Annotated in this window: 28 protein-coding genes; 9 read left to right on the top strand and 19 right to left on the bottom strand. The window is 63.2% G+C overall.

The genetic code is table 11. The features are described from left to right. Window positions 1–77: 77 nt before the first annotated feature. Window positions 78–341: a YMGG-like glycine zipper-containing protein gene (locus NKH78_RS04660; protein WP_023680734.1), complete on the top strand. Its 264-nt coding sequence runs from the start codon at window positions 78–80 to the stop codon at window positions 339–341. A 71-nt stretch (window positions 342–412) separates the two neighbouring features. On the opposite strand, the gene rpsP is transcribed toward NKH78_RS04660, so the two are convergent. From rpsP to NKH78_RS04620, 8 genes are all read right to left on the bottom strand, one after another. Further along, window positions 413–814, bottom strand: coding sequence for a 30S ribosomal protein S16 (gene rpsP / locus NKH78_RS04655; RefSeq protein ID WP_254817891.1), 402 nt, complete (start codon window positions 812–814; stop codon window positions 413–415). 50 nt (window positions 815–864) lie between these two features. Then, window positions 865–1,191 (bottom strand): chorismate mutase, encoded by a 327-nt coding sequence (locus tag NKH78_RS04650; RefSeq protein ID WP_254817890.1) that lies wholly within the window; start codon window positions 1,189–1,191, stop codon window positions 865–867. 7 nt (window positions 1,192–1,198) lie between these two features. Further along, entirely contained in the window at window positions 1,199–2,827 is a 1,629-nt protein-coding gene (gene ffh / locus NKH78_RS04645; RefSeq protein WP_352738377.1) for a signal recognition particle protein, read from the bottom strand. A 410-nt stretch (window positions 2,828–3,237) separates the two neighbouring features. Then, the gene (locus NKH78_RS04640) at window positions 3,238–4,206 is read right to left on the bottom strand and encodes a CPBP family intramembrane glutamic endopeptidase (RefSeq protein WP_352738375.1); all 969 of its coding nucleotides are present in this window, start codon (window positions 4,204–4,206) and stop codon (window positions 3,238–3,240) included. Window positions 4,207–4,353: 147 nt separating this feature from the next. Continuing rightward, window positions 4,354–4,956 (bottom strand): DUF1236 domain-containing protein, encoded by a 603-nt coding sequence (locus tag NKH78_RS04635; RefSeq protein ID WP_352479695.1) that lies wholly within the window; start codon window positions 4,954–4,956, stop codon window positions 4,354–4,356. A 63-nt stretch (window positions 4,957–5,019) separates the two neighbouring features. Continuing rightward, window positions 5,020–6,114, bottom strand: coding sequence for a zinc-binding metallopeptidase family protein (locus tag NKH78_RS04630; protein WP_352701222.1), 1,095 nt, complete (start codon window positions 6,112–6,114; stop codon window positions 5,020–5,022). Window positions 6,115–6,204: 90 nt separating this feature from the next. Further along, window positions 6,205–6,450, bottom strand: coding sequence for an FAD-dependent oxidoreductase (locus tag NKH78_RS04625; protein WP_352738373.1), 246 nt, complete (start codon window positions 6,448–6,450; stop codon window positions 6,205–6,207). Continuing rightward, window positions 6,423–7,160: a flavin monoamine oxidase family protein gene (locus NKH78_RS04620; protein ID WP_352738371.1), complete on the bottom strand. Its 738-nt coding sequence runs from the start codon at window positions 7,158–7,160 to the stop codon at window positions 6,423–6,425. Before NKH78_RS04620 ends, NKH78_RS04625 begins: the two co-directional genes overlap by 28 nt. A gap of 185 nt (window positions 7,161–7,345) precedes the next feature. Between NKH78_RS04620 and NKH78_RS04615 the strand changes: the two genes are divergently transcribed. Beyond that, complete coding sequence (locus NKH78_RS04615) at window positions 7,346–8,140, top strand: lytic murein transglycosylase (protein WP_352479692.1); 795 nt, start codon at window positions 7,346–7,348, stop codon at window positions 8,138–8,140. A 91-nt stretch (window positions 8,141–8,231) separates the two neighbouring features. On the opposite strand, the gene NKH78_RS04610 is transcribed toward NKH78_RS04615, so the two are convergent. Together NKH78_RS04610 and NKH78_RS04605 are read right to left on the bottom strand one after the other, a co-directional pair. Then, window positions 8,232–8,819 carry a hypothetical protein gene (locus NKH78_RS04610; protein WP_352738369.1) on the bottom strand — a complete coding sequence of 196 codons (588 nt, stop codon included), beginning with the start codon at window positions 8,817–8,819 and terminating at the stop codon, window positions 8,232–8,234. Window positions 8,820–8,968: 149 nt separating this feature from the next. Beyond that, window positions 8,969–10,192, bottom strand: coding sequence for an argininosuccinate synthase (locus NKH78_RS04605; RefSeq protein WP_352738366.1), 1,224 nt, complete (start codon window positions 10,190–10,192; stop codon window positions 8,969–8,971). Window positions 10,193–10,360: 168 nt separating this feature from the next. Here NKH78_RS04605 and NKH78_RS04600 point away from each other — a divergent pair, with 168 nt between their 5' ends. Next, entirely contained in the window at window positions 10,361–11,002 is a 642-nt protein-coding gene (locus NKH78_RS04600) for a LysE family translocator (protein ID WP_254817881.1), read from the top strand. 46 nt (window positions 11,003–11,048) lie between these two features. Here the strand turns inward: NKH78_RS04600 and NKH78_RS04595 are convergent, their stop codons facing one another. The 3 genes from NKH78_RS04595 to NKH78_RS04585 form a co-directional block, all read right to left on the bottom strand. Next, complete coding sequence (locus NKH78_RS04595; protein ID WP_352738365.1) at window positions 11,049–11,501, bottom strand: hypothetical protein; 453 nt, start codon at window positions 11,499–11,501, stop codon at window positions 11,049–11,051. Next, window positions 11,498–12,730, bottom strand: coding sequence for a dual-specificity RNA methyltransferase RlmN (gene rlmN / locus NKH78_RS04590; protein ID WP_352738363.1), 1,233 nt, complete (start codon window positions 12,728–12,730; stop codon window positions 11,498–11,500). Before rlmN ends, NKH78_RS04595 begins: the two co-directional genes overlap by 4 nt. A 261-nt stretch (window positions 12,731–12,991) precedes the next feature. After that, a complete protein-coding gene (locus tag NKH78_RS04585; protein WP_023721899.1) occupies window positions 12,992–13,498 on the bottom strand; it encodes an invasion associated locus B family protein in 507 nt (168 codons plus the stop codon). Window positions 13,499–13,859: 361 nt separating this feature from the next. Between NKH78_RS04585 and NKH78_RS04580 the strand changes: the two genes are divergently transcribed. Then, on the top strand, window positions 13,860–14,468 hold the full coding sequence (locus NKH78_RS04580) for a methyltransferase family protein (RefSeq protein WP_352738361.1): 609 nt from the start codon (window positions 13,860–13,862) through the stop codon (window positions 14,466–14,468). Between the two features lie 40 nt (window positions 14,469–14,508). Here the strand turns inward: NKH78_RS04580 and NKH78_RS04575 are convergent, their stop codons facing one another. From NKH78_RS04575 to NKH78_RS04560, 4 genes are all read right to left on the bottom strand, one after another. Continuing rightward, window positions 14,509–14,871, bottom strand: coding sequence for a YkvA family protein (locus NKH78_RS04575; protein ID WP_352701228.1), 363 nt, complete (start codon window positions 14,869–14,871; stop codon window positions 14,509–14,511). Window positions 14,872–14,963: 92 nt separating this feature from the next. Further along, window positions 14,964–15,260 carry a 4a-hydroxytetrahydrobiopterin dehydratase gene (locus NKH78_RS04570; RefSeq protein WP_254817876.1) on the bottom strand — a complete coding sequence of 99 codons (297 nt, stop codon included), beginning with the start codon at window positions 15,258–15,260 and terminating at the stop codon, window positions 14,964–14,966. 6 nt (window positions 15,261–15,266) lie between these two features. After that, window positions 15,267–15,863, bottom strand: coding sequence for an RNA 2',3'-cyclic phosphodiesterase (gene thpR, locus NKH78_RS04565; RefSeq protein ID WP_352738358.1), 597 nt, complete (start codon window positions 15,861–15,863; stop codon window positions 15,267–15,269). Window positions 15,864–16,000: 137 nt separating this feature from the next. Beyond that, entirely contained in the window at window positions 16,001–16,645 is a 645-nt protein-coding gene (locus tag NKH78_RS04560) for an arylesterase (RefSeq protein ID WP_352650229.1), read from the bottom strand. A 109-nt stretch (window positions 16,646–16,754) separates the two neighbouring features. Here NKH78_RS04560 and NKH78_RS04555 point away from each other — a divergent pair, with 109 nt between their 5' ends. The 4 genes from NKH78_RS04555 to NKH78_RS04540 all read left to right on the top strand — a co-directional run bounded on the left by NKH78_RS04555 (window position 16,755) and on the right by NKH78_RS04540 (window position 21,692). Beyond that, a complete protein-coding gene (locus tag NKH78_RS04555) occupies window positions 16,755–17,465 on the top strand; it encodes an ABC transporter ATP-binding protein (protein ID WP_352479681.1) in 711 nt (236 codons plus the stop codon). Next, window positions 17,465–20,014, top strand: coding sequence for an ABC transporter permease (locus NKH78_RS04550; protein ID WP_352882108.1), 2,550 nt, complete (start codon window positions 17,465–17,467; stop codon window positions 20,012–20,014). Before NKH78_RS04555 ends, NKH78_RS04550 begins: the two co-directional genes overlap by 1 nt. 219 nt (window positions 20,015–20,233) lie before the next feature. Continuing rightward, complete coding sequence (locus tag NKH78_RS04545) at window positions 20,234–21,013, top strand: Bax inhibitor-1/YccA family protein (protein ID WP_352507341.1); 780 nt, start codon at window positions 20,234–20,236, stop codon at window positions 21,011–21,013. Window positions 21,014–21,122: 109 nt separating this feature from the next. Further along, window positions 21,123–21,692 (top strand): GNAT family N-acetyltransferase, encoded by a 570-nt coding sequence (locus NKH78_RS04540; RefSeq protein ID WP_352691082.1) that lies wholly within the window; start codon window positions 21,123–21,125, stop codon window positions 21,690–21,692. Between the two features lie 4 nt (window positions 21,693–21,696). Here the strand turns inward: NKH78_RS04540 and NKH78_RS04535 are convergent, their stop codons facing one another. Continuing rightward, the gene (locus tag NKH78_RS04535; RefSeq protein WP_254817869.1) at window positions 21,697–22,083 is read right to left on the bottom strand and encodes a DUF2794 domain-containing protein; all 387 of its coding nucleotides are present in this window, start codon (window positions 22,081–22,083) and stop codon (window positions 21,697–21,699) included. A 477-nt stretch (window positions 22,084–22,560) separates the two neighbouring features. Beyond that, complete coding sequence (locus NKH78_RS04530; protein WP_352507393.1) at window positions 22,561–23,310, bottom strand: DUF1223 domain-containing protein; 750 nt, start codon at window positions 23,308–23,310, stop codon at window positions 22,561–22,563. A 175-nt stretch (window positions 23,311–23,485) separates the two neighbouring features. Between NKH78_RS04530 and NKH78_RS04525 the strand changes: the two genes are divergently transcribed. After that, window positions 23,486–24,157: a ceramidase domain-containing protein gene (locus tag NKH78_RS04525; RefSeq protein ID WP_352882104.1), complete on the top strand. Its 672-nt coding sequence runs from the start codon at window positions 23,486–23,488 to the stop codon at window positions 24,155–24,157. The last annotated feature ends 83 nt before the right edge of the window (window positions 24,158–24,240 follow it).

The raw sequence follows: 24,240 nt of genomic DNA, 5'->3' as shown, positions 1-24,240 counted from the left end.
TTCTTTGGATCAAATCGCCTGGTTGCGAGTTAGGAGGTTCAGCGGCGAGGACGGCACCCTGTTGGAGAGGAACGACAATGAAAAAGGTGATGATCTTGATGGCCTTGCTGGTACCGCTCGGTGCCTGCTCCCGCACTGAGCAAGGCGCGGCAGTTGGTGGCCTGGGCGGTGCGGCGGTCGGCGCTGCGGTGGCCGGCAACCCAACCAAGGGCGCGGTGATCGGTGGTGCGGCCGGCGCTTTGGCCGGTGCGCTGATCGGCCGTGCCAGCGAAAGCGGCCAGTGCCGTTATCGCGATCGTAACGGTCGTGTGTACGTTGCGAGTTGCCCAGAGGGCTATTGATCGGGCCGCACCATGCGGACGAACAGCAAAACGGCGGGCAAGGCCCGCCGTTTCGTGGTTGTGGAGATGATTTATTCGGCGCTGGCGGCTTCCGCCTCGGCCGGCGCGGCTGCAGCGGCGGCAACGGCCGCGGCGGCATCTTCCTGCGCCTTCTTCAGCAAGGCTGCGCGCTCCTGCGCCTTCTTGCCGGGCTCGGCCTTCTTCGGGTTGGAGCGGGCTTCGCGCTTGGCGATGCCGGCTTCATCGAGGAAGCGCAGCACGCGGTCGGTCGGCTGGGCGCCATGCGACAGCCAATGCTTGACGCGCTCGGCGTCGACCTTGACGCGTTCGCCGTCCTTGGGCAGCAGCGGGTTCCACGAGCCTAGCGACTCGATGAAACGACCGTCACGCGGCGAACGCGCGTCGGCGACGACGACATGGTAATAGGGACGCTTCTTCGAGCCCGCACGGGCCAATCGGATTTTCAGTGGCATTTCTCTTCTCCTAAAAGCTCTGATTTGGTTGATCGGTTGGTGGCTGGTCCTCAGCCGGTTTTCGTCACGCCGTTGGATGCGGCGATCTGCTCGTGATGGCGGATCACTTCGCGGACGACGAAGTTCAGAAATTTCTCCGCGAAATCCGGGTCGAGATGGGCGTCCTTGGCCAGTTGGCGAAGACGGGCGATCTGCTCCTGCTCACGCGCCGGGTCGGCAGGCGGCAGGCCATGTTCCGCCTTCAGCACACCGACTGCCTTGGTGCAGCGGAAGCGCTCGGCCAGCATGTGGATCAGCGCCGCGTCGATGTTGTCGATCGAGGCGCGATAATTGGCCAGCGCCGCACGTGCGTCCGCCATGTCCTTCTCTTCGTTCATGGCGCCCTCACTTCTTCTTGCCGAGGCCATTCTTGCCAAGCATTGGCAGCCCGCCACCGCCCGGCAGGCCGGGAAATTTCATGCCGCCGGGCAGCCCAGGCAGGCCACCGCCACCGGGAAGACCGCCGGGCAGGCCCTTCATGCCGCCGAGCCCGGCCGCCTGCGCCTGCTTCTGCAAGGCTTCGAGCTGCTTGGGGTCCATCTTGGAGAGATCCGGCATGCCGCCGCCCATCATGCCGCCTCCGGGACCGCCTGGGCCGCCAGGCATCATGCCGCCGAGCCCCATCTTGGAAGCGAGGCCGCCCATCATGCCGCGCATCAGGCCGCCGCCTTTGCCCTTGCCGCCCATCGCCTTCATCATGTCGGCCATGCCGCGATGCATCTTCAACAGTTTGTTGATTTCGGCCGCGTCGGTGCCCGAGCCGGCGGCGATGCGCTTCTTGCGCGAGTGCTTCAGAATATCGGGGTTGGCGCGCTCCGCCTTGGTCATCGACGAGATGATGGCGAGCTGGCGGCCGAACATCTTGTCGTCGAGACCGGCGGCGGCCATCTGATCCTTCATCTTGCCCATACCGGGCATCATCCCCATGATGCCCCCCATGCCGCCCATTTTCGACATTTGCTGAAGCTGGCCGGCGAGGTCGTTCAGGTCGAACTTGCCCGACTGCATCTTCCTGGCCATCGCCGCCGCCTGTTCGGCGTCGATGTTCTCGGCCGCCTTTTCGACGAGGCTGACGATGTCGCCCATGCCGAGGATGCGGTCGGCGATACGCTTGGGATGGAATTCCTCCAGCGCGTCCATTTTTTCGCCGGTGCCGATCAGCTTGATCGGCTTGCCGGTAACGGCGCGCATCGAGAGCGCCGCACCACCGCGGCCGTCGCCGTCCATGCGAGTCAGCACGAGGCCGGTGATGCCGACGCGCTCGTCGAAGCTTTTTGCCAGATTGACGGCGTCCTGGCCGGTCAGCGAATCAGCAACCAGCAGGATCTCGTGCGGCGACGACATCTTCTTGATGTCGGCCATCTCGACCATCAGCGGCTCGTCGATGTGGGTGCGGCCGGCAGTGTCGAGGATGACGACGTCATGGCCGCCGAGCTTGGCCGCCTGCACGGCGCGGCGGGCGATATCGACCGGCGTCTGGCCGGCGACGATCGGCAATGTGGCGACCTTGACCTGCTCGCCGAGCTGGCGGAGCTGCTCTTGCGCGGCGGGACGCCGCGTGTCGAGCGAGGCCATCAAAACCTTCTTGTTTTGACGGTCGGTGAGGCGCCTGGCGATCTTGGCCGAGGTCGTCGTCTTGCCGGAACCCTGCAAGCCGACCATCATGACGACGACCGGAGCCGGTGCATTGAGATCGATGGCGACGCCCTCGGCGCCGAGCATCTCGACCAATTCGTCATGGACGATCTTGACGACCATCTGGCCGGGCTTGATCGACTTGACCACGGCGGCGCCGACGGCCTTCTCGCGCACCTTGTCGGTGAAGGAACGCACCACTTCCAGGGCCACGTCGGCCTCGAGCAACGCACGGCGCACCTCGCGCAGCGCCGCCGAGACGTCAGCCTCCGACAAGGCGCCGCGGCCGGTGAGGCCGTTCAGGATCGAACCAAGGCGCTCTTGCAGGGACTCAAACATTGGTCAACCCACCGCGCGACAGCGCCTTGGATTGATTTTGATCCCTGTCGGGCCGATGGCCCTCCACGCCTCTTGTGCGTTCCTGTAGCGATTCAAACATTCTTTTTCCTTTTCCCTGGCACCCGGATGATGCCCGAGAGGTAATGCGTTCGCGCCAACTGTCCAAGCAAAAGCCGGTCCGGGCAAAAGCCCAAAGCCAAAAAGCACCCGGGGGCGCATAGCGCTGCCGGGTGTTGGCCTCCGGGATCGATTTACAGCACTTCACCTCAAGGAGGTTTCGGCGTCCCGGTCGGTTTGCTCGGAGGAATACTCGTCGCGGATTTCGCGGCGTGTAGACAGGAAATCGGCTGCAGAGTCAAGCTTTCGTCAGGCTTTGCGCCAAATATGCTCGGGGCGGCAGGCAAGGCGCATCAGCGCACGCCGCCGGCGAGCGGCATATCCGGCTCGACCTTCAGCGGTGAGCGCGGATGCAAAAGCAACAGAACAGTCAACAGGGTGCTGACGATGCCGATCACGGCGATGAGGACGGCGTCTAAAGTCGTCCAGCCGGCGGATTCGAGCGGCTTGGCGTTGAACAGGGCGAAGGAATTATAGCTTTGCTGGTGCGAAATCAGCAGGAAACCGGTCAGATTGTTGCCGAGATGGGCGCCGAAGCCGGCACCGAGATTGCCGGTGGCATAGACCAGAAGGGTCAGCAACAGCGCAAAGGCGGCGATCGAGGCCAGCACGCAGGCATTGATGGCGGCGCTCGAACCTGGGCTCCAGTGCAGGGAGGTGAACAGCAATCCCGGCAGCAGCGCCCAGATGAAAGGGTTCTGGAACCGGCTCGCCAGGCCCCTGAGCAGATAACCGCGAAAAAGCATCTCCTCCGACGAGGTCTGCAGAAAGGTCAGGGTGGCGATCGGGATCAGGAACAAAAGCCACCAGGACAGGCCGATCGCGCCGCGCGCGATGTCGGGCTGCAAACCATAAAGCAGGATCTCGGAAAGCAGCGAGGTGATCAGCACCGCGGTCAACCCTTTCAGGAACCCCGCCCAAGAAATGCGCCGGCTGACGCCAATCAGGGCGGTCAGCTTTTCGCGATGGATCCAGCCCATTGCAGCCCAAAGGCCGAGCCAGATTCCGGCAAATGAAGCCAGCGCCGCGAGGATGCCCGCAGGAGAGGCCATGAAATCCTGCACCGCTCCTCCACCTAGCGGGGCGGTGCCAGATGACGCCTGCCAAACGGCAAAGGCATATGTGCCGCCGAACAGCACGGCGGCAGTGGTTCCGAGCCAGAACAGGATGACGACCACCGCTCCAAGCAGAAGCCGCGGCAAAGTGGTCTTGTTGTTGGTGGTGTGCCGGTACTGTTGGAAGGCGGTTGGGTCGATCGTCACGCGGGCTCGCTGGCTGGTGCTTCGGCTCGCAAGGTCTAGAACATCGGCCGCAATGTGGAAACCGGTATTGCAGCGGCAGTACCGGCTTGTGGCAATGTCGGCAGTGCGAGCGGCCGCCGCTATACGGTGACCGCCCTGTTTGTATTGTCAGCGCTCGACGTACATGATGCGCCTGGTGCCTGGATCGACCAGTGCCGGCTGGCCGTTCACATAGACATAGCGGTAATCATAGTCCGGAATCTCGCGCAGCTCGACGGTGTCAGGCAACGTCGCGCCGGTCACCACCTCGCCCTCGAGATAGACCGGTTCGAGCCGATGCGTACGGACATAGGTGCGGATCTCGGCCGGCGGTCTGCGGATGGGCTCGATCGCCTCGCCGGCAACGATCGCTCCGGTATAGGTGTCGGAATATTCGGCGCTATCGGCAGGCGGTGTCACGACGGCAATGTCGGCGCTGGCCGGACGCTGTGTCAGGACCACACGGCTGCCGCCGAAATCGGCCGTCACATAGTCGGAATAGACCCAGCCCTGGCCGTTGGCCTCGGCGATGGTACACCATTTGCTGTTGGCGATGCAGCCGTCGAGCGTCGCCGACTGGCCGGCCGCGAGCACACCGATGACCGGATATTGCGGGCCGGGGCCGGCGCGTACATTGAGATCGGTGATGGCCGAGACGGCGGTGTCGGCCAAAGCAGAGCCCGACATCGCTATGAGCGCTCCGGCCACCGCCGGAAACAATATGCGTTTCATGGTTTTCTCTCCGTTTCACAGTCCCTCGGGACCGAAAACGAAGCAAAGCCGCATGCGTTCCGGCTAAAAGGCTTCGGCCGGCTCACGATTTGTTCCAGTCGTTTTCGGCAGGTCGGTCAAAAGCTCGTGAACAAAAGCAAGTTTTTGCGCCGCCACGTCCGAGATGACGAAGGGATAGAGATCGGGCAGGCCCATACAGCGGTTGATCGAGTTGGACGCCTCCGACAGCACCAGCCAGCGCTCGAGAATCCTTTCGAAGGGCTCTGGCCTGGGGGCGGGTTCCGATGGTGCCGGCTGCAACTTGCCGCCGGTATCGGCGCGCGGCAGCTCGTTGGCTTCAACGGTCTCCAACCGGCCGAGCGGGAAATTCAGGGCATGCACCATCTCCAGCGTGTCGGTGATGTGCATGTGATGCGCCCATGTCTCGGCCCAGTCCTCCCATGGGTGCGACGTCGCATAGGCCGAGATATGGCGCTGCTGCCAGTCGGGCGGCGCGCCATCGGCATAATAGGTCTTCAGCGCCTGTTCGTAATCGGCGCGCTCGTCGCCGAACAAAGCGCGAAAACCGGCAAGCCTTTGCGGATCGTCGCGGATCAGGCGGTCCCAGTAATAATGGCCGAGTTCATGGCGGAAATGGCCGAGCAGCGTGCGGTAGTTCTCGCCCATCTCGACGCGCCGTCGCTCGCGCTCTGCCGAATCCGCCTCGGCGACGTTGAGCGTGATCCGGCCGTTGTCGTGGCCGGTCAAGATACGCTCGCCACCGGGACCGCCGCCGATCGGATCGGCAAGAAAATCGAAAGCGAGGCCGATCTCGTCGCCGGGATTCTGCTTGGGTGCGACCGGCAGGCCGAAGGCGAGCAGCGAATACACGGCACGCTTCTTTGCCGCCTCGACACGGATCCAGCGGCGGCGGTTGCCGTCGACCGACAGATCCGGAATCAGCTGGTTCAGCGCACAGGCGCGGCAGAAGGCGTGGCCGGGCTCCGCCATCCAGTTGCAGGCGCATTCGTCGGCATTGGTGCAATGGAAGACGTCGCCGCCGGACAGCGCGAAGCACGCATGCTCGGGATCGTAGAGCACGAGGCTGGCGCAGTTCAGGCATTGCGCGTTCTCGAAATAGAGACGATGGCCGCAATGCGGGCAGTCGAAAAGCTTCATTGGCGTCTCAAATCATTGGAAATGCGAAGGACGATACGAGCAGGAGAACGCCAAACGCCTGTCAGCTGCCCACGTTCCTGCCGGCCGACGCTATTTTGCCGCAAGCTGGGCGACGACCTCCTTGGCCACTGCCGCGCCCGATAGCCTGGCGCCGCCGCACGTCTGCATCAGCGGACCGGCCAAATGCTCGCCGGCGAAGAAGATCTTTTCCGCCACCGGCTGCATCAGCGTGGCGCGCGCTTGCGAGCGGCCTGGCCGCGCCGCCGCATAGGCGCCGCGCACGAACCGCTCAGCGCCCCAATTGGTCATCATCGCGCGTCCGACATGTTTTCGCACGTCGCCGCCAAAGATGCCGCAGAGCCGGTCGACGAGGCGGTGACGATAACCGCCTTGGCGCAGATGGTACCGCGATCGGTGACGCAGGCTACGCCCGGCCCATCCCAGACGATCTTGCGCACCGGCGTCGACAGTGCCACCGGCACATCGGCGCCGAAGCGCGCAACCAGCGTACCGAAGCCTTCCCTGGTGAAATAGTTCGGATCGAGATCGGCGGCCGCCTGAAAGTCGCGGATCGATATCTCGTCCTCGTCGGCGCCGAAATCCATCGGCCCGGCGAAGGTTGCGGCGGCGCGCGGCGCGTGTCCCTTGGCGAGCAATGCCGAAAGACGGTCGTCGTCGCCTTCCCTCACCTGATGTGCCGCCACCAGTTCGAACAGCCTTGCGTCGGCAACCTTCATCGCCGCCTCTTCGGCTTCGCTTGCCTTTCGCTCGCGGTAGTAGAGATGATCGACATTCATGTCGTGGTGATGAAGCGTCCAGGCGGCGGCTTTCGCCTCGGGAAAATAAGGATTGCGGTCCGCGGCATGCAACCAGGCGCAGCCGATGTCGAACGGCACGCCGAAATGCTGATCGCTGGTCCAGGCGCGGCCGCCAATGCGGTTCATCGCTTCCAACAATTTGAAGGAAAAACCGGCAGCGCGCAGAGTCTTGGCAGCCGAAAGCCCGGCTGAACCGGCGCCGATGATCACGACGTCAACGTCTTCCATGCTTATTCTGCCCCCGCCACAATAATTACTTGATCGTAGGCAAATTCCCGGGCGTCCGCCAGTGTGGTGGATTTGAGGTTCCTGCTGTATTGAGTGCATCGGCGTGGCGCCGGGGCAGTGACAAGCAGGTGTTTGGCAGGCAAGTTCGCAATTGGGAACGTGATTCCGGCAACCAGGAGAGCAGCATGGCATTTCTTGCCAAGAAGATGTTTGTAGTGGCCACGGTGGTGGCGGTGCTTGCGCTGGCGACGGGCGCGCAGGCGGCCAGCTGTGGCAAGAGCGGCGCCGGCTTCGAGGCGTGGAAACCGGAGTTCGCCGCGGAGGCCAAGGCCGACGGCGTCGGCTCGAAGGGTCTGGCCGCTCTGGCTCGCGCAACCTACGCGACAAAGACGATCTCCGTCGACCGCGCCATCCATAAGGCTTTCAGCGGCTCGGTGGAAGCTTTCATGAAGCGCCGTGGCGCGTCCGCGATCATTGCCAGGGGCCGCGCGCTGAAGAAGGCCAATGCTGCGCTGTTCGACAAGATCGAACAGAATTACGGCGTGTCGCCGGGCGTGTTGCTCGCCATCTGGGGCATGGAGACCGGCTTCGGTTCCGCCATGGGCAACCAGAATACGGTCTCCGCCATTTTAACGCTTGCTTATGACTGCCGCCGTCCGGAGTTCTTCTACCCGCATGCCATTGCGGCCCTGAAGCTGGTTGATCGCGGAGCGTTGAGCGCCTCGTCGGTCGGTGCCGCGCATGGCGAGATTGGTCACACGCAGTTCCTGCCCGGAAATGTTTTGACATATGGCGTAGGTAACAAAAACCTGCGCGACAAGGCCACTGCGTTGGCTTCTACCGCCAACTTCCTCAAGAGTCATGGTTGGCGACCGGGCGCCAGCGCGCAGGCGAATATCGGTGCAATTGCCGGCTGGAATTCCGCGAGCGTCTACCAACAGGCCATCGCCCATATCGCCGACGCGATCGACGGCGGCTGACTAGAAATGTCCGTTCGACAAAAAACCCGGCCGTGTGCCGGGCTTTTTGTCGGTGCGTGTGGCATGCCAAGAGCGGCGAGCGCCTGGGCTCTCAATTGTTCACGTAACCGCCGCCCAATGGGCATTTCTTGGAAGCGGGAACCTCGAAGGAGCCTGAGTAAACATTTGAGCAGGTACGGAACTTGGAGTTCGGTGGCGTTGAAGGAGCCGCCTTTGGCCTGCCCTCGATCACCGTCGGGACTCCGGCAGCTTGCGAGTAGCTGCCGCCCAAGGGGCATTTCTCGGAAGCGGCAACCTCGAAGGAGCCGGTGATAACATTTGAGCAGGTACGGAATTTGGGGTTCCGCGGCGCCGGGGTGGCCCTAGCAGCCGCCTTTGACTTGCCCTTGATGACCAGCCAGATTTCGGTCGATTGGTCGAGCTGCAGGCCGTTTATGTCGGAGTAGCTGATGCGTCCGGTGCGTATTCCTTCGCCAAGGCGCTGGCAGAACAAGGCCGGCATGCGCTCCTGTGAGACGCCCATGAAAGAGGCGATTTCGTGCTTGAACGTGATGCTCCACAGGTGGACAGCAGAGATGCACCCGTCTGGATTCTGCTCGCGTTTCGAGGCCGCCTGCGAGGACTGGCATCCAATAAAGACGATGGCTGCCGCAAGCAGGAGAAAAATGGCGTTTTTCATTATCAGAATCCCTCCGTCGCGCGAGGGAATTTAGATGAGGCGTTTAAAAGGTCAACAGGAGCCAATTTAGCTGGTTTGACTTTCTTATGTTAGAGATACCAAATAGAAACCCGGCGTCTCCGCCGGGTTTTCCTGGAATAGTATTTGGCTCAACCCTTGCGGCTACGCGCCGCTAGTGTCCTCAGCCTGAGCGCGTTGAGGCGGATGAAGCCTTCGGCATCCTTCTGATCATAGGCGCCGCGGTCGTCCTCGAAGGTGACCAGCGCATCGGAATAGAGCGAATTCCTCGACTTGCGGCCGGTGACAATCACGTTGCCCTTGTAGAGCTTCAGCCGCACGGTGCCTTCAACGTCTTCCTGGCTCTTGTCGATCATCGCCTGCAGCATCAGCCGCTCGGGCGCGAACCAGAAGCCGTTATAGATCAGCTCGGCGTAGCGCGGCATGAACTCGTCCTTGAGATGGGCGGCTCCGCGGTCGAGCGTGATCGATTCGATCGCCCGGTGGGCCGATATCAGGATGGTGCCGCCGGGGGTCTCGTAGACGCCGCGCGATTTCATGCCGACGAAACGGTTCTCGACCAGATCTAGCCGGCCAATGCCGTTGTCGCGGCCGAGATCATTGAGCGCCGCCAGCATCGTCGCCGGCGACAGTTTCTTGCCGTCGAGCGCAACCGGATCGCCCTTGAGGAATTCGATCTCGATCTCGGTGACCTCATCGGGCGCATCCATCGGCGAGATGGTGCGCTGGTGGACGAATTCCGGCGGCTCGCTCCACGGGTCCTCTAGCACCTTGCCCTCGGAGGAGGAGTGCAGAAGGTTGGCGTCGACCGAGAACGGCGCATCGCCTTTCTTGTCCTTCGGCACCGGGATCTGGTGCTGCTCAGCGAAGTTGATCAGGTCGGTGCGCGACTTGAACGACCAGTCGCGCCAGGGTGCGATGACCTTGATGTCGGGGTTCAGCGCATAAGCGGAAAGCTCGAAACGCACCTGATCGTTACCCTTGCCGGTGGCCCCATGCGCGATCGCGTCGGCGCCGGTCTCCCTGGCGATCTCGACAAGATGTTTCGAGATCAGCGGCCGGGCGATCGAGGTGCCGAGCAGATAGCTGCCTTCATAGACGGCGTTGGCGCGGAACATCGGGAAGACGAAATCGGATACGAACTCCTCGCGGACATCTACGATGCGGATGTCCTTGATGCCCATCATCTCGGCCTTGCGCCTAGCCGGCTCCAGTTCGCCACCCTGGCCGAGATCGGCGGTGAAGGTGACGACCTCGGCGCCGAGCTCGGTCTGCAGCCATTTCAGGATGATCGAGGTATCGAGGCCGCCGGAATAGGCGAGCACGACTTTCTTGACGGCTTTTGCTTTCGACATGGTGGGCAGTTCCGCGACAGGGGTTCTTCGCGGGCGAGGTATCACGGCGTTTTAGGCCAGCGCAAGGGACGAACGATGCTTGGACCAGATGCTGTATCGCTCAGAGGCTGGCGAGCACACGGGTCCTGCGCTATGGCTGCGCCGTCTTTTGCCGCTAGGAGACGAGCCATGTCCTTCATCCCCGACAGTACGACGCTTATCCAGTTCGCCATCGCCACCTTCATCCTGGCGATCACGCCCGGGCCTGACATGACGCTGTTCGTCTCGCGCACGCTGAGCCAGGGCCGTGCCACCGGCTTTGCCTCGATGGCCGGCGCCTTGTGCGGCACACTGATTCACACCACGCTGGTGGTGGTCGGCGTCTCGGCGCTGATCGTCGCCTCGCCGATGGCGTTCTTCGTGCTGAAGATTTTCGGCGCCGGCTATCTGGTCTTCCTGGCATGGCAGGCGATCACAAAAGGGTCGGCGTTTTCACCGGAGAAGAAGAGCGGGCCGCAGATCTCGCTGTTCCGCAGCTGGGCCGCGGGGCTCGGGGTCAATCTGCTCAACCCGAAGATCATCCTGTTCTTCATGACCTTCCTGCCGCAATTCGTCTCCGCGCATGATCCCAACGCGCCGGGAAAGCTGTTCTTCCTCGGCGTGATGTTCGTCGTGCTGGCGATCCCGGTGACGGCGCCGATGGTGCTGGCGGCGGAAAAATTCTCGGCCGCGATGAAATCCAGCCCGCGTGTGACCCGCGTCGTCGACTATCTGTTTGCCGGAGTTTTTTCGGCCTTCGCGCTCAAGATCCTGACGGCCCAGGCGAAATAGGTACTTTCATTTTGCGCATGATCCTTTCCGAGCCTTTGGTTCGGGGTCATGCGCTGATCTGGCGCCAGCTTCCGGCCGAGCGCCCGGCGCTCAGCCAGTAGAAAATACCGCCGACCATACCGCAGCCGATCACCGCCAGCATGACGCTTGTGTTGGTAACCTCGAAATTGGCATCGGCCGTCTGGTGGACGAAGCCGAGGAAGACCGCCGCTACCGCCGCGCCCGCCAGTGCATAGAACAGCCAGTCCCGCCGGCCAAGGATCTCGGAAACCAGGATGGCGATCGCCGCCGGCATGAAAGCGAAATAAGCGACGAACAGCCCGACGAAGGGGATTGAAAACCACAGCGAAGCCTGCGCCGCCGGTTGCGTCTCGTCCGTCATCAGCCCAAGAGACGCCAGGACCATGATGTTAAGGAAGGCGCTTGCCGCCAGCGAAGCAACGCCATAGCCGACCAGGATGACGGCGAAGCGGATCAGATAGGCGACGACGCGATTCACACCTCGCCATGCCCCGCGATCATCATCGCTTCCAGCGCCAGCCGGTCGACCTTGCGCATACGCTCGGAGTCCGACTTGAGCTGGCCGCAGGCGGCGAGGATGTCGCGGCCGCGCGGCGTGCGGATCGGCGAAGCATAGCCGGCATTGTTGATGTAGTCGGCGAACTTCTCGATCGTTTCCCAGTCCGAGCACTGATAGTTGGTGCCCGGCCACGGATTGAACGGAATCAGATTGATCTTGGCGGGGATGCCCTTGAGCAACTTGACCAGCGCCTTGGCGTCCTCGATCGAATCGTTGACGTCCTTCAGCATCACATATTCGAAGGTGATCCGCTTGGCGTTGGACAGACCGGGATAGGCCCGGCAGGCAGCGATCAGCTCGTTCAGCGGATACTTCTTGTTGATCGGCACCAAAAGGTCGCGCAGATCGTCATTGGTGGCGTGCAGCGAGATCGCCAGCATCACACCGATCTCCTCGCCGGTGCGGAAGATCTCGGGCACGACGCCCGATGTCGAGAGCGTGATGCGCCTCTTCGAGAGGGAAAGCCCGTCGCCGTCGGATGCGATCAGCAGCGCCTTCTTCACCGCCTCGAAATTATAGAGCGGCTCGCCCATGCCCATCATGACGACGTTGGACACTTTCCGGCCCTCGGCCGGCACGATGGCGCCGTCGGGTGTGTCGCGGTCGGGGAAATCGCCGAGCCGGTCGCGGGCGGTCAAAAGCTGGGCGAGGATTTCCTCGGCGGTCAGGTTGCGCACCAGCTTCTGCGTGCCGGTGTGGCAGAAGGAGCAGGTCAGGGTGCAGCCGACCTGCGAAGAGATGCAGAGCGTGCCGCGGCCTTCTTCGGGAATGTAGACGGTCTCGATCTCGACCGGCCGGCCGGCGCCGCGCGGCGGAAAGCGGAACAGCCATTTGCGCGTGCCGTCGGAGGAAATCTGCTCCTCGACGATCTCGGGCCTGGCAACGGTGAAATGCCTGTCGAGCGCGGCGCGCAGATCCTTGGAGATGTTGAACATGCCGGCAAAGTCGGAAACGCCGCGCACATAGATCCAATGCCAGAGCTGTTGGGCGCGCATTTTCGCCTGGCGCTCCGGCACGATGCCGGCGGCGACGAGGGCGGCCCCGAGTTCGGCGCGCGTCAGGCCGATCAGCGACGGCTTTTCAGGCGTCGTGCGGGTACGCAACGCGTCACGCGCGCCCTCAGTGGTAAGATCGAATGAAAGGGTCATTGTTGCGCCAATATAAGCGATTTGCGGCCGAATACAGCATCGGGCCCGAAATGAAGCGCGGCGCATAGCACAGGTTAGCGGCGGAGTCATGCAGGTGGTCTTTCCTTCTCCCCTGCGAGAAGGTGGCCCGAGCGTAGCTCGGTCGGGGGTGTTCCAGCTTGGCGCCGACCGCGTTCCGTCCAACACCCCTCTTCCGTCTCGGCGCTGCGCGCCGATCCACCTTCTCCCACAAGGAGGGAAGGGAAGACCGCGCCTAACCGCCTACTTGCACTTGGCGATCGAGGCCAGCGCCGCCGAGATGCCCTTCAGCGAGAAGACGTAAGTGGTGGTGTTGCCGCGGCCGGACTTGGCCGACACCTTCATGTCGGTGCCGGTCTTCATCGCGGCGATCAGCACCGGCTCCTCGGCGGCGTTCTCGACCCAGGCCGACTTGCCGCGCGTGAACATCGAGAAAGACTTCTTGTCGATGGTGACGGTGGCCTTGGAACCCTCCTGGAAGGTATAGCCGGCAATGAATTGCGGCTCGTAGGACACTTGCTGCCCCGGCCGCTGGCTGACGAAGAAGAACATGTCGCCGTGATCGAGCGTCGGCGGCTGCTTGTCGGTTGGCACGGTCAGGACATAGCAGACCTTGCCGCCGCCCGACGCCTGATAGCTGTAGGTGCCCCAGGCATTATGCTGGCCGATCTTGGTGGCCGACTGCGCCAGCGCGGGCGCCGTCAGGGCCACCAGGGCCAGGCTGGAAACTATAGCAATCAATCCGCGCATCGCTTTTCCCGTATTCCACTGGTGCGGCGGCAGGCCGGCTCGGCGTCCTGCCCGTCGCTTCATTTTGATTTAATCTGGGTTACCAAACGGTGAATTTCCCTAAGAAAAGGATGTTCACGCCAGGAAACCGCCGCCGTCTTCGCACTGCCGCTCGAAAAAGCGGCTGGCGCACTGTCCCTGCCGCGACTTGGAGGCCACGAAAACGGCAAGAGTTTGACTTTTCAAGCAGCTAGGTTTCGGGGCGATTCCCGCTTTTCTTGAGGTACGTGACGAATTTCCCTGCAGGCGGTACCATGTCTGCGTTCGTCGCCACGGCACTCGGCCAGGGTGCCCTCCTTGGCGGCTTACGGGAGATTTGGCCATGGCCATTTCCGAGACAGTCCTGATCCTCGCGGGCGGCACAGTCGTCCTGGCGATCGTGTTTGGCATTCGTGTCGGCGTCCGCGCGGCGGCTAGCGGCGCGGTGCCCCGGTCGGATGGCGGAGAGGCGGCGGGCGGATCGGGCGCGTCCGACGTGCCCGGGGTCATTGCGCTACCGCCTTTGATTTTCCTCGGCTTCCTGGCGGCGGCAACCGTGCTCGAGGTGCTCGCGCCGCTCCCGGTCATGGCCGGGCAGGCGCTCGCCCGCTATCTGGCCGGCGCCGTGCTCGCGGTGTGCGGCTTCGTGTTCCTCTTTATGGCGGCGGGCCGCTTTCAGGCCGCTGGAACCAACATACCACCGACCTTGCCAACGACGGCGCTGGTCGTCGACGGTATCTATCGGCGGACCAGAAACCCGTTGTATCTGGGAGCGACCCTCATTTATCTGGGCTTCGGCGTCGCCGCCGGAAGTCTTTGGGCTATCGCGCTCGTCATCCCCCTGCTGTGGGTGATCAATACCGGCGTCATCGCGCCGGAAGAGCGCTATCTCGAGCGCAAGTTCGGAGATGCCTATCGCGCCTACAAGGCGCGGGTGCGGCGGTGGGTTTGATGGCCGGAAAGTCTCGCGCGATTTTTTGCGCCGTGCCGGCTCAGCTCTTGTCGGCGATGGCCTGTTTGGCGGCGAGCCGGTGCGCGGGCGTGATGTGGGCGCTGACGGTTGTGATCGCGGCGGTCAGTACGGCGATGTCGTCGGTGAAGCCAAGCCCAACGATGAAATCGGGGATGACGTCCGTCGGCAGCACGAAATAGCCGAGCGCAGCCAGCAATGTGCCCTTGGCGCGAAGCGGCGTCTTCTTGTCCATGGCGCAGTAATAGGCGGCGACCACCTCTTCCATAAACGGGATATGCCGGGCGGCTTTCTTCGCCGTACGCCAGAACTTGTCGCGCACCTCACTCTCGTTGCCCGGCTTGCTGCCGAGGCCGAAGAAATCAAAACCGGATTTTTGCGCCATCAATCTCTCCGTGCGGCCGTCGCGTGACTTCACGCATGACCACGAGGCAAAATGTGGTGAAAGCCGAACCTCGCTGCAAGGTGCAGCTAGGCTCAGCCGCCGAAATAGCGGTTCATCTTCCTGGCCAGATCGAAATCCAGCGCCGTCAGGCCGCCGGCGTCGTGCGTGTTGAGGGTCACGTTCACCGTCTTGTAGACGTTCGACCAGTCGGGATGGTGGTCCATCTTCTCCGCCGCCAGGGCGACGCGGGTCATGAAGGCAAAGGCTTCGGAGAAATTCTTGAAGGTGAAGGTGCGGGTGATCGAGCCGCCATCCTTGGCCAGCGACCAGCCTTCGAGGCCGGCAAGTTCGGCGCGGATCGCCTCTTTTGCTAGTTTCTCCCTGGCCATATCCGCCTACCGCATGATCCGCGAAGCGTCGGCGACGCCGACCAAACGGCTGGCGATGCGGTTGTCGGCACCTGAAAGCGGCCAGGCCTCCTCGACGACGTAAGGCCCGCCGCCGACCGAATCGCGCGACGACATCAGCACGAAGCGGCCGACCCGGAACGGCAGCGTCGAAAAATTGCCGCGTGCCGACAGGTACTGGGCGACATCGAGCGGGCTCGAATTGCGCAGGCGGGCCAGCGTCACATGCGGCATGAACTTGCGCGGGTCGGCCGGGATGCCGAGCCGCTGGCAGATGCGCTCGATCTCGGCCTGCAATGCGGAAAGATCGGGCGAAGCGGCGACCCCGGCCCACACCGCATGCGGCTTCTTCTGGCCGAAGGCGCCGACGCCGGACAGCGTCAGCGGGAAGGAGGCGCGGTGAACACGGTCGAGCGCGTTGGCGATTTCGTCGGCGACATGGCCCTCGACATCGCCGATGAAGCGCAGCGTCAGATGATAGTTCTCGACGTCGATCCAGCGGGCTCCGGGCAGGCCGCCCCTGAGCAGGGACAGCGAAAGAGCGGCATCACGCGGTATTTCGAGGGCGGTAAAAAGACGCGGCATGGGAAGCCTCCTGTCCTCGAATCGAACTCTTGCCCCTAGCGAATCATCGATATTCGAACGGGGCAAGCGGTTTGTTGGTCGCAGGGCTGCCTAAAATCTTCCCCTACGGAATGTGGTGCGGCGGCGAACCCTCGCCTTCAGGAATTACCCCGCACCGTTGCAATGGCCTTCTCCACACCGGGCAGGATACCCTCGACGATGCGGTCGACGCCTCCGGCGTTCGGATGAAGGCCGTCCTCGAGCTGCAGGACGGATTGACCAGCGATGCCCTCGAGAAAGAAAGGATAGAGCGGCACGCCGTATTTTTCAGCCAGTCGCGGAAAGATTGCGTCGAACGCCTTCTGGTAGTCGGCGCCGAGATTGGGCGCCGCGCGCATTCCGGCAAGCAAAACGGCGATCTTGCGCTGCTTCAGTTTTGCCAGCATGGCGTCCAGGTTTTTTTCCGCTATGGCGGGCGAAACGCCGCGCAGCATGTCGTTGGCGCCGAGCTCCAGGATGACGAGTTGCGTTCCGTCCGGCACCGACCAGTCGAGCCGTGACAGGCCGCCGCTCGTCGTATCGCCGGAGACGCCAGCATTGGCGACCGTGACATCGTAGCCCTTGGCGCGAAGCGCCGCCTGCAGCTTTTCGGTGAAGCCCTGACCTGGCCCGAGCCCATAACCCGCCATCAAGCTGTCGCCTAAACCGACAATGGTGAAGGGTTCGGCGCGCGCCGACGAAATGGCGCCGCAAACGGCGAGGAAAACGGCGAAGGCTGCGGCAAAGGTGTGTTTGAAAGCCATGCGGCAGGCCCCATATGAACCAGGAACATCTGTTGGCGAAGGCAGGTTTTCATCTTTTGTCGAGCATCGGATGCTCTAGCCTTCATCCTCCATATAGGACGATTTGATTTTGGAAGAAGCCGTCATTTCGCTGAAAGACGTATCGCTGACGCTCGGTGAAGGTGGCTCCTCGGTCCATGTGCTGAAGGGCGTCAGCCTCAATGTGGCGGGCGGCGAAGCGACAGGCATCGTTGGACCCTCAGGTTCGGGAAAGTCGACATTGCTGATGGTTTTGGCTGGGCTTGAAAGGGTCGATTCGGGCACGGTTCGAATTGCCGGCGAGCTGCTCAACGGCAAAAGCGAAGACCAGATCGCATCGTTTCGGGGGCGAAACATCGGCATCGTATTCCAGTCTTTCCATCTCATCCCCAACATGACGGCGCTGGAAAACGTTGCCGTCCCGCTGGAGCTTGCCGGCCATGCCGATCCGTTCGGCGTGGCGGCGCGCGAGCTGGCGGCGGTCGGCCTCAGCGATCGCGTCACCCATTACCCCGGCGAATTGTCTGGCGGCGAGCAACAGCGCGTGGCGATCGCCCGGGCGCTGGCGCCGTCGCCGCGCATCCTGATCGCCGACGAGCCGACCGGCAATCTCGACCAGGCGACGGGGCGGCACGTCGCCGACCTGCTGTTTGCCAAGGCCGCGGAACGCGGCATGACGCTGGTGCTGGTCACACATGACCCGGTACTCGCGGCGCGCTGCTCGCGCCAGGTGTCGATGCGGTCGGGGCTGATCGAGGACGCGCCTGAGCCGGCCACCAGGGCCGGCAAGGTGACCGCCTGATGCCGCTGTCGCAAACACTGAGGCTCGCCTTTCGGTTTTCGCTGCGCGAAATGCGTGGCGGGCTGTCCGGCTTCCTGATCTTCCTTGCCTGCATCGCGCTCGGCGTCGCGGCAATCGGCGGCGTCAATTCGGTGGCGCAAGCGATTTCCGCCGGTGTTGCCGACCAGGGCCAGACGCTGCTCGGCGGCGATCTCCGCTTCCAGCTCAACCAGCGCGATCTTACCAGAGCCGAACGCAGCTTCGTCGACCGGCTTGGCGCGGTTTCGCACAGTGCCAACATGCGCTCGATGGCCAGGCTCGAGGACGGCTCCGACCAGGCGCTGGTCGAGGCCAAGGCGGTCGACGGCGCCTATCCGCTCTATGGCGCGCTTGAGACCGAGCCGGTGCTGTCGCGAGAGGATCTGTTCGGCGAAAAATCCGGCGTCTTCGGCGCCGCCGCCCCGGCTCTCTTGTTCGAGCGGCTACATCTTGGCATCGGCGACCGGCTGAAGCTCGGCAGCGCGACATTCGAGCTGCGTGCAAGGCTGGTCAACGAGCCGGATGCGGTGTCGGATGGCTTCGGCTTTGCGCCGCGGCTGATGGTGTCGACCGACGGGCTTGCCGCTTCCGGCCTGATCCAGCCGGGCAGCCTGGTCGAGAACGCCTATAAGGTCCGGCTGCCCGGCGGCACCGGCGACGCACAGATCAAGGCGATCCAGGAGCAGGTGGCAAAAGAGTTCCCGCAGGCCGGCTGGTCGATCCGCACGCGCAGCAACGCGGCGCCGGCGTTGTCCTCGAACATCGAGCGGTTCTCGCAATTCCTGACGCTGGTTGGGCTGACGGCGCTGGTGGTCGGCGGCGTCGGCGTGGCCAATGCCGTGCGTGCCTATCTCGACGGCAAGCGCGGCGTCATCGCCACCTTCAAGAGCCTAGGGGCTTCGGGCGGGTTCGTCTTTGCCGTCTATCTGGTGCAGATCCTGATGATCGCCGCCCTCGGCATCACGCTGGGCCTGGTGCTCGGCGCATTGATGCCGTTCGCGGCCAGCGCCGCACTCCAATCGGTTATTCCTGTGCCGGCGGAAGGTGGGTTCTATCCCGGCGCCCTCGGCATGGCAGCGCTGTTCGGGCTGCTGGTGACGCTGGCTTTCGCCTTGCTTCCGCTCGGCCGCGCCCGCGACGTGCCGGCAACGGCGCTGTTTCGCGAAATGGGTTTCGAGGGCCGCGGTTTTCCCCACCCGCTCTACATCGCCGCGGCATTGGGCATCGCCCTGCTCTTGGCGGTACTGGTGATCCTGTTTTCCGACGACCGCCGTATTGCCTCGATCTTCATTGGGGCCACGGTGGTGTCGTTCCTGGTCCTGCGTGTCGTCGGCTCGCTGGTGCAGTGGGCGGCAAAGAAAAGCCCGCGCGTGCGTTCGACCGCGCTCAGGCTCGCCATCGGCAACATCCATCGGCCAGGCGCCTTGACGCCATCGGTGGTTCTGTCGCTTGGCCTCGGGCTGACGCTGCTGGTGACGCTGGCGCTGATCGACGGCAATCTCAGGCGGCAGATCTCGGGCAGCCTGCCGGAACGGGCACCGAACTTCTTCTTCGTCGATATCCAGAGCGGCGACGTCGATGCTTTCTCTGCGCTGGTCGCCAAAGAGGCGCCGCAGGGCAGGCTGATCAAGGTGCCGATGCTGCGCGGCCGGGTGATGGCGCTCAACGGCGTCGCTGTCGACAAGGTCAAGGTTCCGGCCGAGGGCGCCTGGGTGCTGCGCGGCGATCGCGGCCTGACCTATGACGCAAAGATGCCGGAGAATGCGACGCTGACCGAGGGCAGCTGGTGGCCGGAGAACTATGCCGGCGAGCCGCTGGTCTCGTTTTCCGCCAAGGAAGGCAACGAGATCGGGCTGAAGCTCGGCGACACCGTCACCGTCAACGTGCTCGGCCGCAACATCACGGCCAAGATCGCCAATTTCCGCCAGGTCGAATGGGAAACCATGGGCATCAATTTCGTCATGGTGTTCTCGCCCAACACATTCGCCGGGGCGCCGCACGGCTGGTTGGCTACGCTGACCGAGACGAATGCGTCGGCAGCCGACGACGCGCACCTTCTCAACGCCGTCACGCGTGCCTTTCCCGCGGTCACGACGGTCAGGGTCAAGGACGCGCTCGAAATCGTCAACCGGCTGGTGGCGCAGCTCGGCACAGCAATCAGGGCGGCAGCGGGCGTGGCGTTGATCGCCTCGGTGCTGGTGCTGGCCGGCGCGCTCGCCGCCGGCAACCGGGCTCGCATCCACGACGCGGTGGTGCTGAAGACCCTGGGTGCGACCAGGAAAACGCTGATCGCCGCTTTTTCGCTGGAATACATGCTGATCGGCCTTGCCACCGCGATCTTCGCACTGGCGGCGGGCGGTGTAGCGGCATGGTTCGTCGTCGCGCGCATCATGACGCTGCCATCGCACTTCATGCCCGAGGTGGCGGTGGCGACCATCGGCTTTTCACTGGTGGTCACCGTCGGCATCGGCCTTGCCGGCACGTGGCGGGTGCTGGGCCACAAGGCGGCGCCGGTGCTGCGGAATCTTTGAGCCAGAGCCGGTTTTGATTAAATCTCGTTAATGTTTCGGGCGGGAAGGCCAATAAAACCGGATCTCTGGCACTTCACGGAGCATTACGTTTGGTTACGGTCTTGTCCTTTACACCAAGAACCATCATATTTCGGCGCAGGCATGCTGGAGCCCCGCCAGCGGCGCCTGGGTTCAAATGGACCTGACACCGGACGGGGCAGAAGCAATATGAGGATTTCCATGGCTGATCCCGTTCGCAATTATCAGACGCGCGCCGTGCCCGGCGCCGGCGTCGATGCTGCCATCGACCAGGGCCTGCGGGCCTACATGATCAAGGTCTACAATCTGATGGGGCTTGGCCTCCTCATCACCGGCCTTGCCGCGGTCGGCACAATCATGCTGGCCACGACCAGCGATCCCGCCTCGGCGGTCGCGACGTTGCCAAGCGGCGAGATGCTGACCTCGTTCGGCTACGCGATCTTCGGCTCGCCGCTGAAATGGCTGGTGATCTTTGCCCCGCTGGCAGCGGTGATGTTCCTGTCGTTCCGCGTCCAGTCGATGAGCGTTTCGGCCGCACAGACGACGTTCTGGGTCTATGCCGGCCTCGTCGGCCTGTCGCTGTCGTCGATCTTCCTGGTCTACACCACCGCCAGTATCTCGCAGACCTTCTTCGCCACCGCCGCCGCCTTTGGCGGGCTGTCCCTCTACGGCTACACGACCAAGCGCGATCTCTCGGCGTTCGGGTCGTTCCTGGTCATGGGCCTGGTCGGCCTGATCATCGCGATGGTGATCAACATCTTCCTGCAGTCGTCGGCGCTTTCCTTTGCCGTTTCGGCGATCGGCGTGCTGATCTTCGCAGGCCTCACCGCCTACGACACGCAGAACATCAAGGAGATGTATTTCGAGGGTGACGAGACTGATGTCGCCGGCCGCAAGGCGATCATGGGCGCATTGAGGCTCTATCTCGATTTCGTCAACCTGTTCATGTTCCTGCTGCAGTTCATGGGCGACCGTCGCTAAATACGGTTTTCCTGGACCAGGAGTGTGGAAAGGGCGGCCCAATGGCCGCCCTTTTCTTTTGTGCCGGCTTTTGCTGTGATATGGGGCAGATGAACGACGTGCCTAAATTATGAGCAGCATCACCTTGCGGGCCGCGACGTCGGCCGATCTCGACCGGATCACGGAAATCTATGCCGACGCGGTGACGAATGGCACTGCCAGCTATGAACTCGAGCCACCAAGCCGCACCGAGATGGGCGCGCGCTTCGACAACCTGATGGCGGGCGGCTTTCCTTATCTGGTTGCGGAAAAGGCCGGCAGCGTGCTCGGCTATGCCTATGCCGGGGCGTTCCGGCCGCGCCCGGCCTACCGCTTCGTCGTTGAGGATTCCGTCTATGTCGCGCCCGAGGCCAAAGGGCAAGGCGTCGGGCTGCTCTTGATGCAAGGGCTGATCGAAGCGGCCAAGGCGGCAGGTTTTCGCCAGATTATCGCGGTGATCGGCGACGGCCGGCCCGATAGCGCCTCGGTACGGTTGCACGAGAAGCTCGGCTTTCGTCATTCCGGCCGCCTGGAAGGCTCAGGGTATAAGCACGGACGCTGGCTCGACACGGTGTTCATGCAGTTGCCGATCAATGGCGGGGCGTCGATCCCGCCCGATCCGCAGTCACTGCCCGAGCGGAAGTTCCGCGAACAAAAATAAGAGGTTACGCTTCGACCAGCTTCAGCGTTCGGTCGAACACGCCAAGCACCCGGCCGAGCTCCTGGCCGCGCTTGAGGATGCGCCCGCCGGCGGCGATGACGGCGAACGCGCCTTGCCGGCGCGCCAGCTTCGGATCCTTGACGATCTGGAAAAGCGGCACTTCGCTGGTGCGGCGGAAGACAGAAAAAACGGCGCGGTCGGCGAGATGGTCGATGGCATAGTCGCGCCACTCATTGGCGGCAACCATACGGCCGTAGAGTCTGAGGATCTGGTCCAGTTCGCGCCGGTCGAACTGCACCGGCTGGTCGAGGCGTTCGCGTCTTGCCTCATGCAGCGGGATCAGTATTGCGGATGCGTCCCCATCCTCCATCCCGCTGCTGCGATCAGTCATGCCTGGATCCTCGCAATGAATCGTACGCCGACCAAAGTTGGCGCTTTCGTTGCCGAATTGCAAGGCCCGGCCGAGCAAGGGCAGCGTCGTGCGGTTTCTGCAGCGTCCAGTCACGTTTGCGAAACGCCTGTTGGAATTGGTGATGCTTCGCCACAATCCTGCCTTTTTTTATCCGTGCTCATGCCCCAATGTCCGACGAATTTACCGGTGTTGCCTGAGACGGTTCGGTCCGGCACCGGCTCGTAAACCCCAAGCCCCCCGCCCACGGGTCTGCGTCGGATCGAACCAACCTCGGTTTTTCCTTGGAAAGATCGGGTGCGACGATCCCAAAACCTAAATGACCGGCGTCAGAAGCAAGCTGACGCCGGTTTTTTATTGGCCGGAGCCGTGGCGGTGCGATCCCTCCAGACAGGCTGTCGTCGGAGGCTTGAGCGCGGTTATCCTCTTCTCCCACAGGGAAGAAGGGGAGCGCTCTATTTAAGGCTTGCGGATAAAGGCTGCACCCAGGATCGGACCGGGCATGCCGTCCTTGCCAACTGACTGCAGCAGCACGGCGCAGCCGCCCTTCTTGGCGATCTCGCTCATCGGCAGTTCGTAGCGCTGCGCCTTGCCGTGCCACATGCCGGCGGTCTGGATGCTGGTGACGGCGTTCCAGTAGGTCATGCTGCGGCCGCTGTTTTCGCCCTTGCCGATCTTTATCGTCTGTGGCGGGTTGAAATAGACGATGACGACATGCGCGTCGGCGGGGCCGGTCACGGCGTCGCCGGCATCGATCATGACGCGATCGCTGGTCCGGCTGACTTTGATGCCGACGCGCATGCCTTCGCCGACCCTCTCCATGCGGGCCAGCGCGCCGTCGACTTCCTTGCGGCTGGCGCCGTTGACATGGCTGCGGCCGTTTATGACGGCTTGCGGGGTGTAGACGGAACGGCTGCCGAAGGCGCGCATATACTCATATTGCCGCTCGGTATTTTCCTTGCGGCTCAGCGTGTCCTGCCAGCCGAGGTAATCCCAATAATCGACATGATAGGCGAGCGCGACGATGTCCTCCTTGGCGGCGAGCTCGGCGAAGAATTCGTCGGCCGGCGGACAGGAGTTGCATCCCTGGCTGGTGAAGAGCTCGACGACGCCTAATGGCTTGTCGGTTGGCTCGGCAAGGGCCCCGCCGGCAAACGCCGAGAGGGCCAGCGCAAGGGCCGCAAGCCGCAATGGTCTTCGAGATGGCATGGCCGTTCCGATCCCGCCGGTGACGCCGGCTTTGTTCTGGTTGTCGAAATATGTGGCAGAAGCGTCAGTCAACGGGAAGTCACGTTGCGGTGAAATTTTGCCGTTGCAACCGCTGGCAAGGGCGCAATAGGTGGACTTGCACTACACGATGGAAGCGATTCGGGCGGCAATCAGCATGTGGCAATCTCTCCTGGCGCCGGTCGACCTGTACTGCGAGCGGACCGGGCCGGAACTCTGGGCCGAACCGCTCAATGCGCTGAGCAATCTGGCTTTTTTTGCCGCCGGGCTGTGGGGTGTCTGGCAGGTGCGCAGGCGCGGCACCGGCATCTTCGCCGAAGTGCTGGCCTGGTGGGTGGTGGCGATTGGCGTCGGCTCGTCGCTGTTCCACACCTTTGCCAACCGTGGCACGGTCTGGGCCGACGTGCTGCCAATCGCCGGGTTCACGCTGGCCTACACGCTGTTCAACCTGCGGCGTTTTCTCGGCATGAAATGGGGCAAGGCGATCGCCATCTTCGTCGCCTTCTATGCCGTCGCCGGGCTGGTGACCTTTGCCGTGCCGGACTGGCTGCGCGAGGCGTCGAACGGCACGACCGGCTATCTGCCGCCCTTCCTGGCGCTCGCCTTCTTCGGCGCCTTGGTGGCGGCGAGCGGCAACCGTGCCGGCTGGTACAATCTGGCGGGCTCGGCGATCTTCGTCGTATCGGTCGACTGCCGGATGATCGATCCGCTGGTCTGCGGCAGCTTCCCGCTCGGCACGCACTTCCTGTGGCACATCCTCAACGGGCTGATGCTCGGTGTGCTGCTGGCGGCGACAGCACGGTTTGGAAAGCCGGGAATAGGGGAGTAGGGGAGTAGGGGAGTAGGGGAGTAGGGGAGTAGGGGAGTAGGGGAGTAGGGGAGTAGGGGAGTAGGGGAAGCGTTCCCTACTCC

Source organism: Mesorhizobium sp. M0910, from assembly GCF_040319465.1.
Taxonomy (GTDB): Bacteria; Pseudomonadota; Alphaproteobacteria; order Rhizobiales; family Rhizobiaceae; genus Mesorhizobium.
Note: the sequence above shows the minus strand (reverse complement) of the source record. Positions and strands in the feature narration are given on the sequence as shown.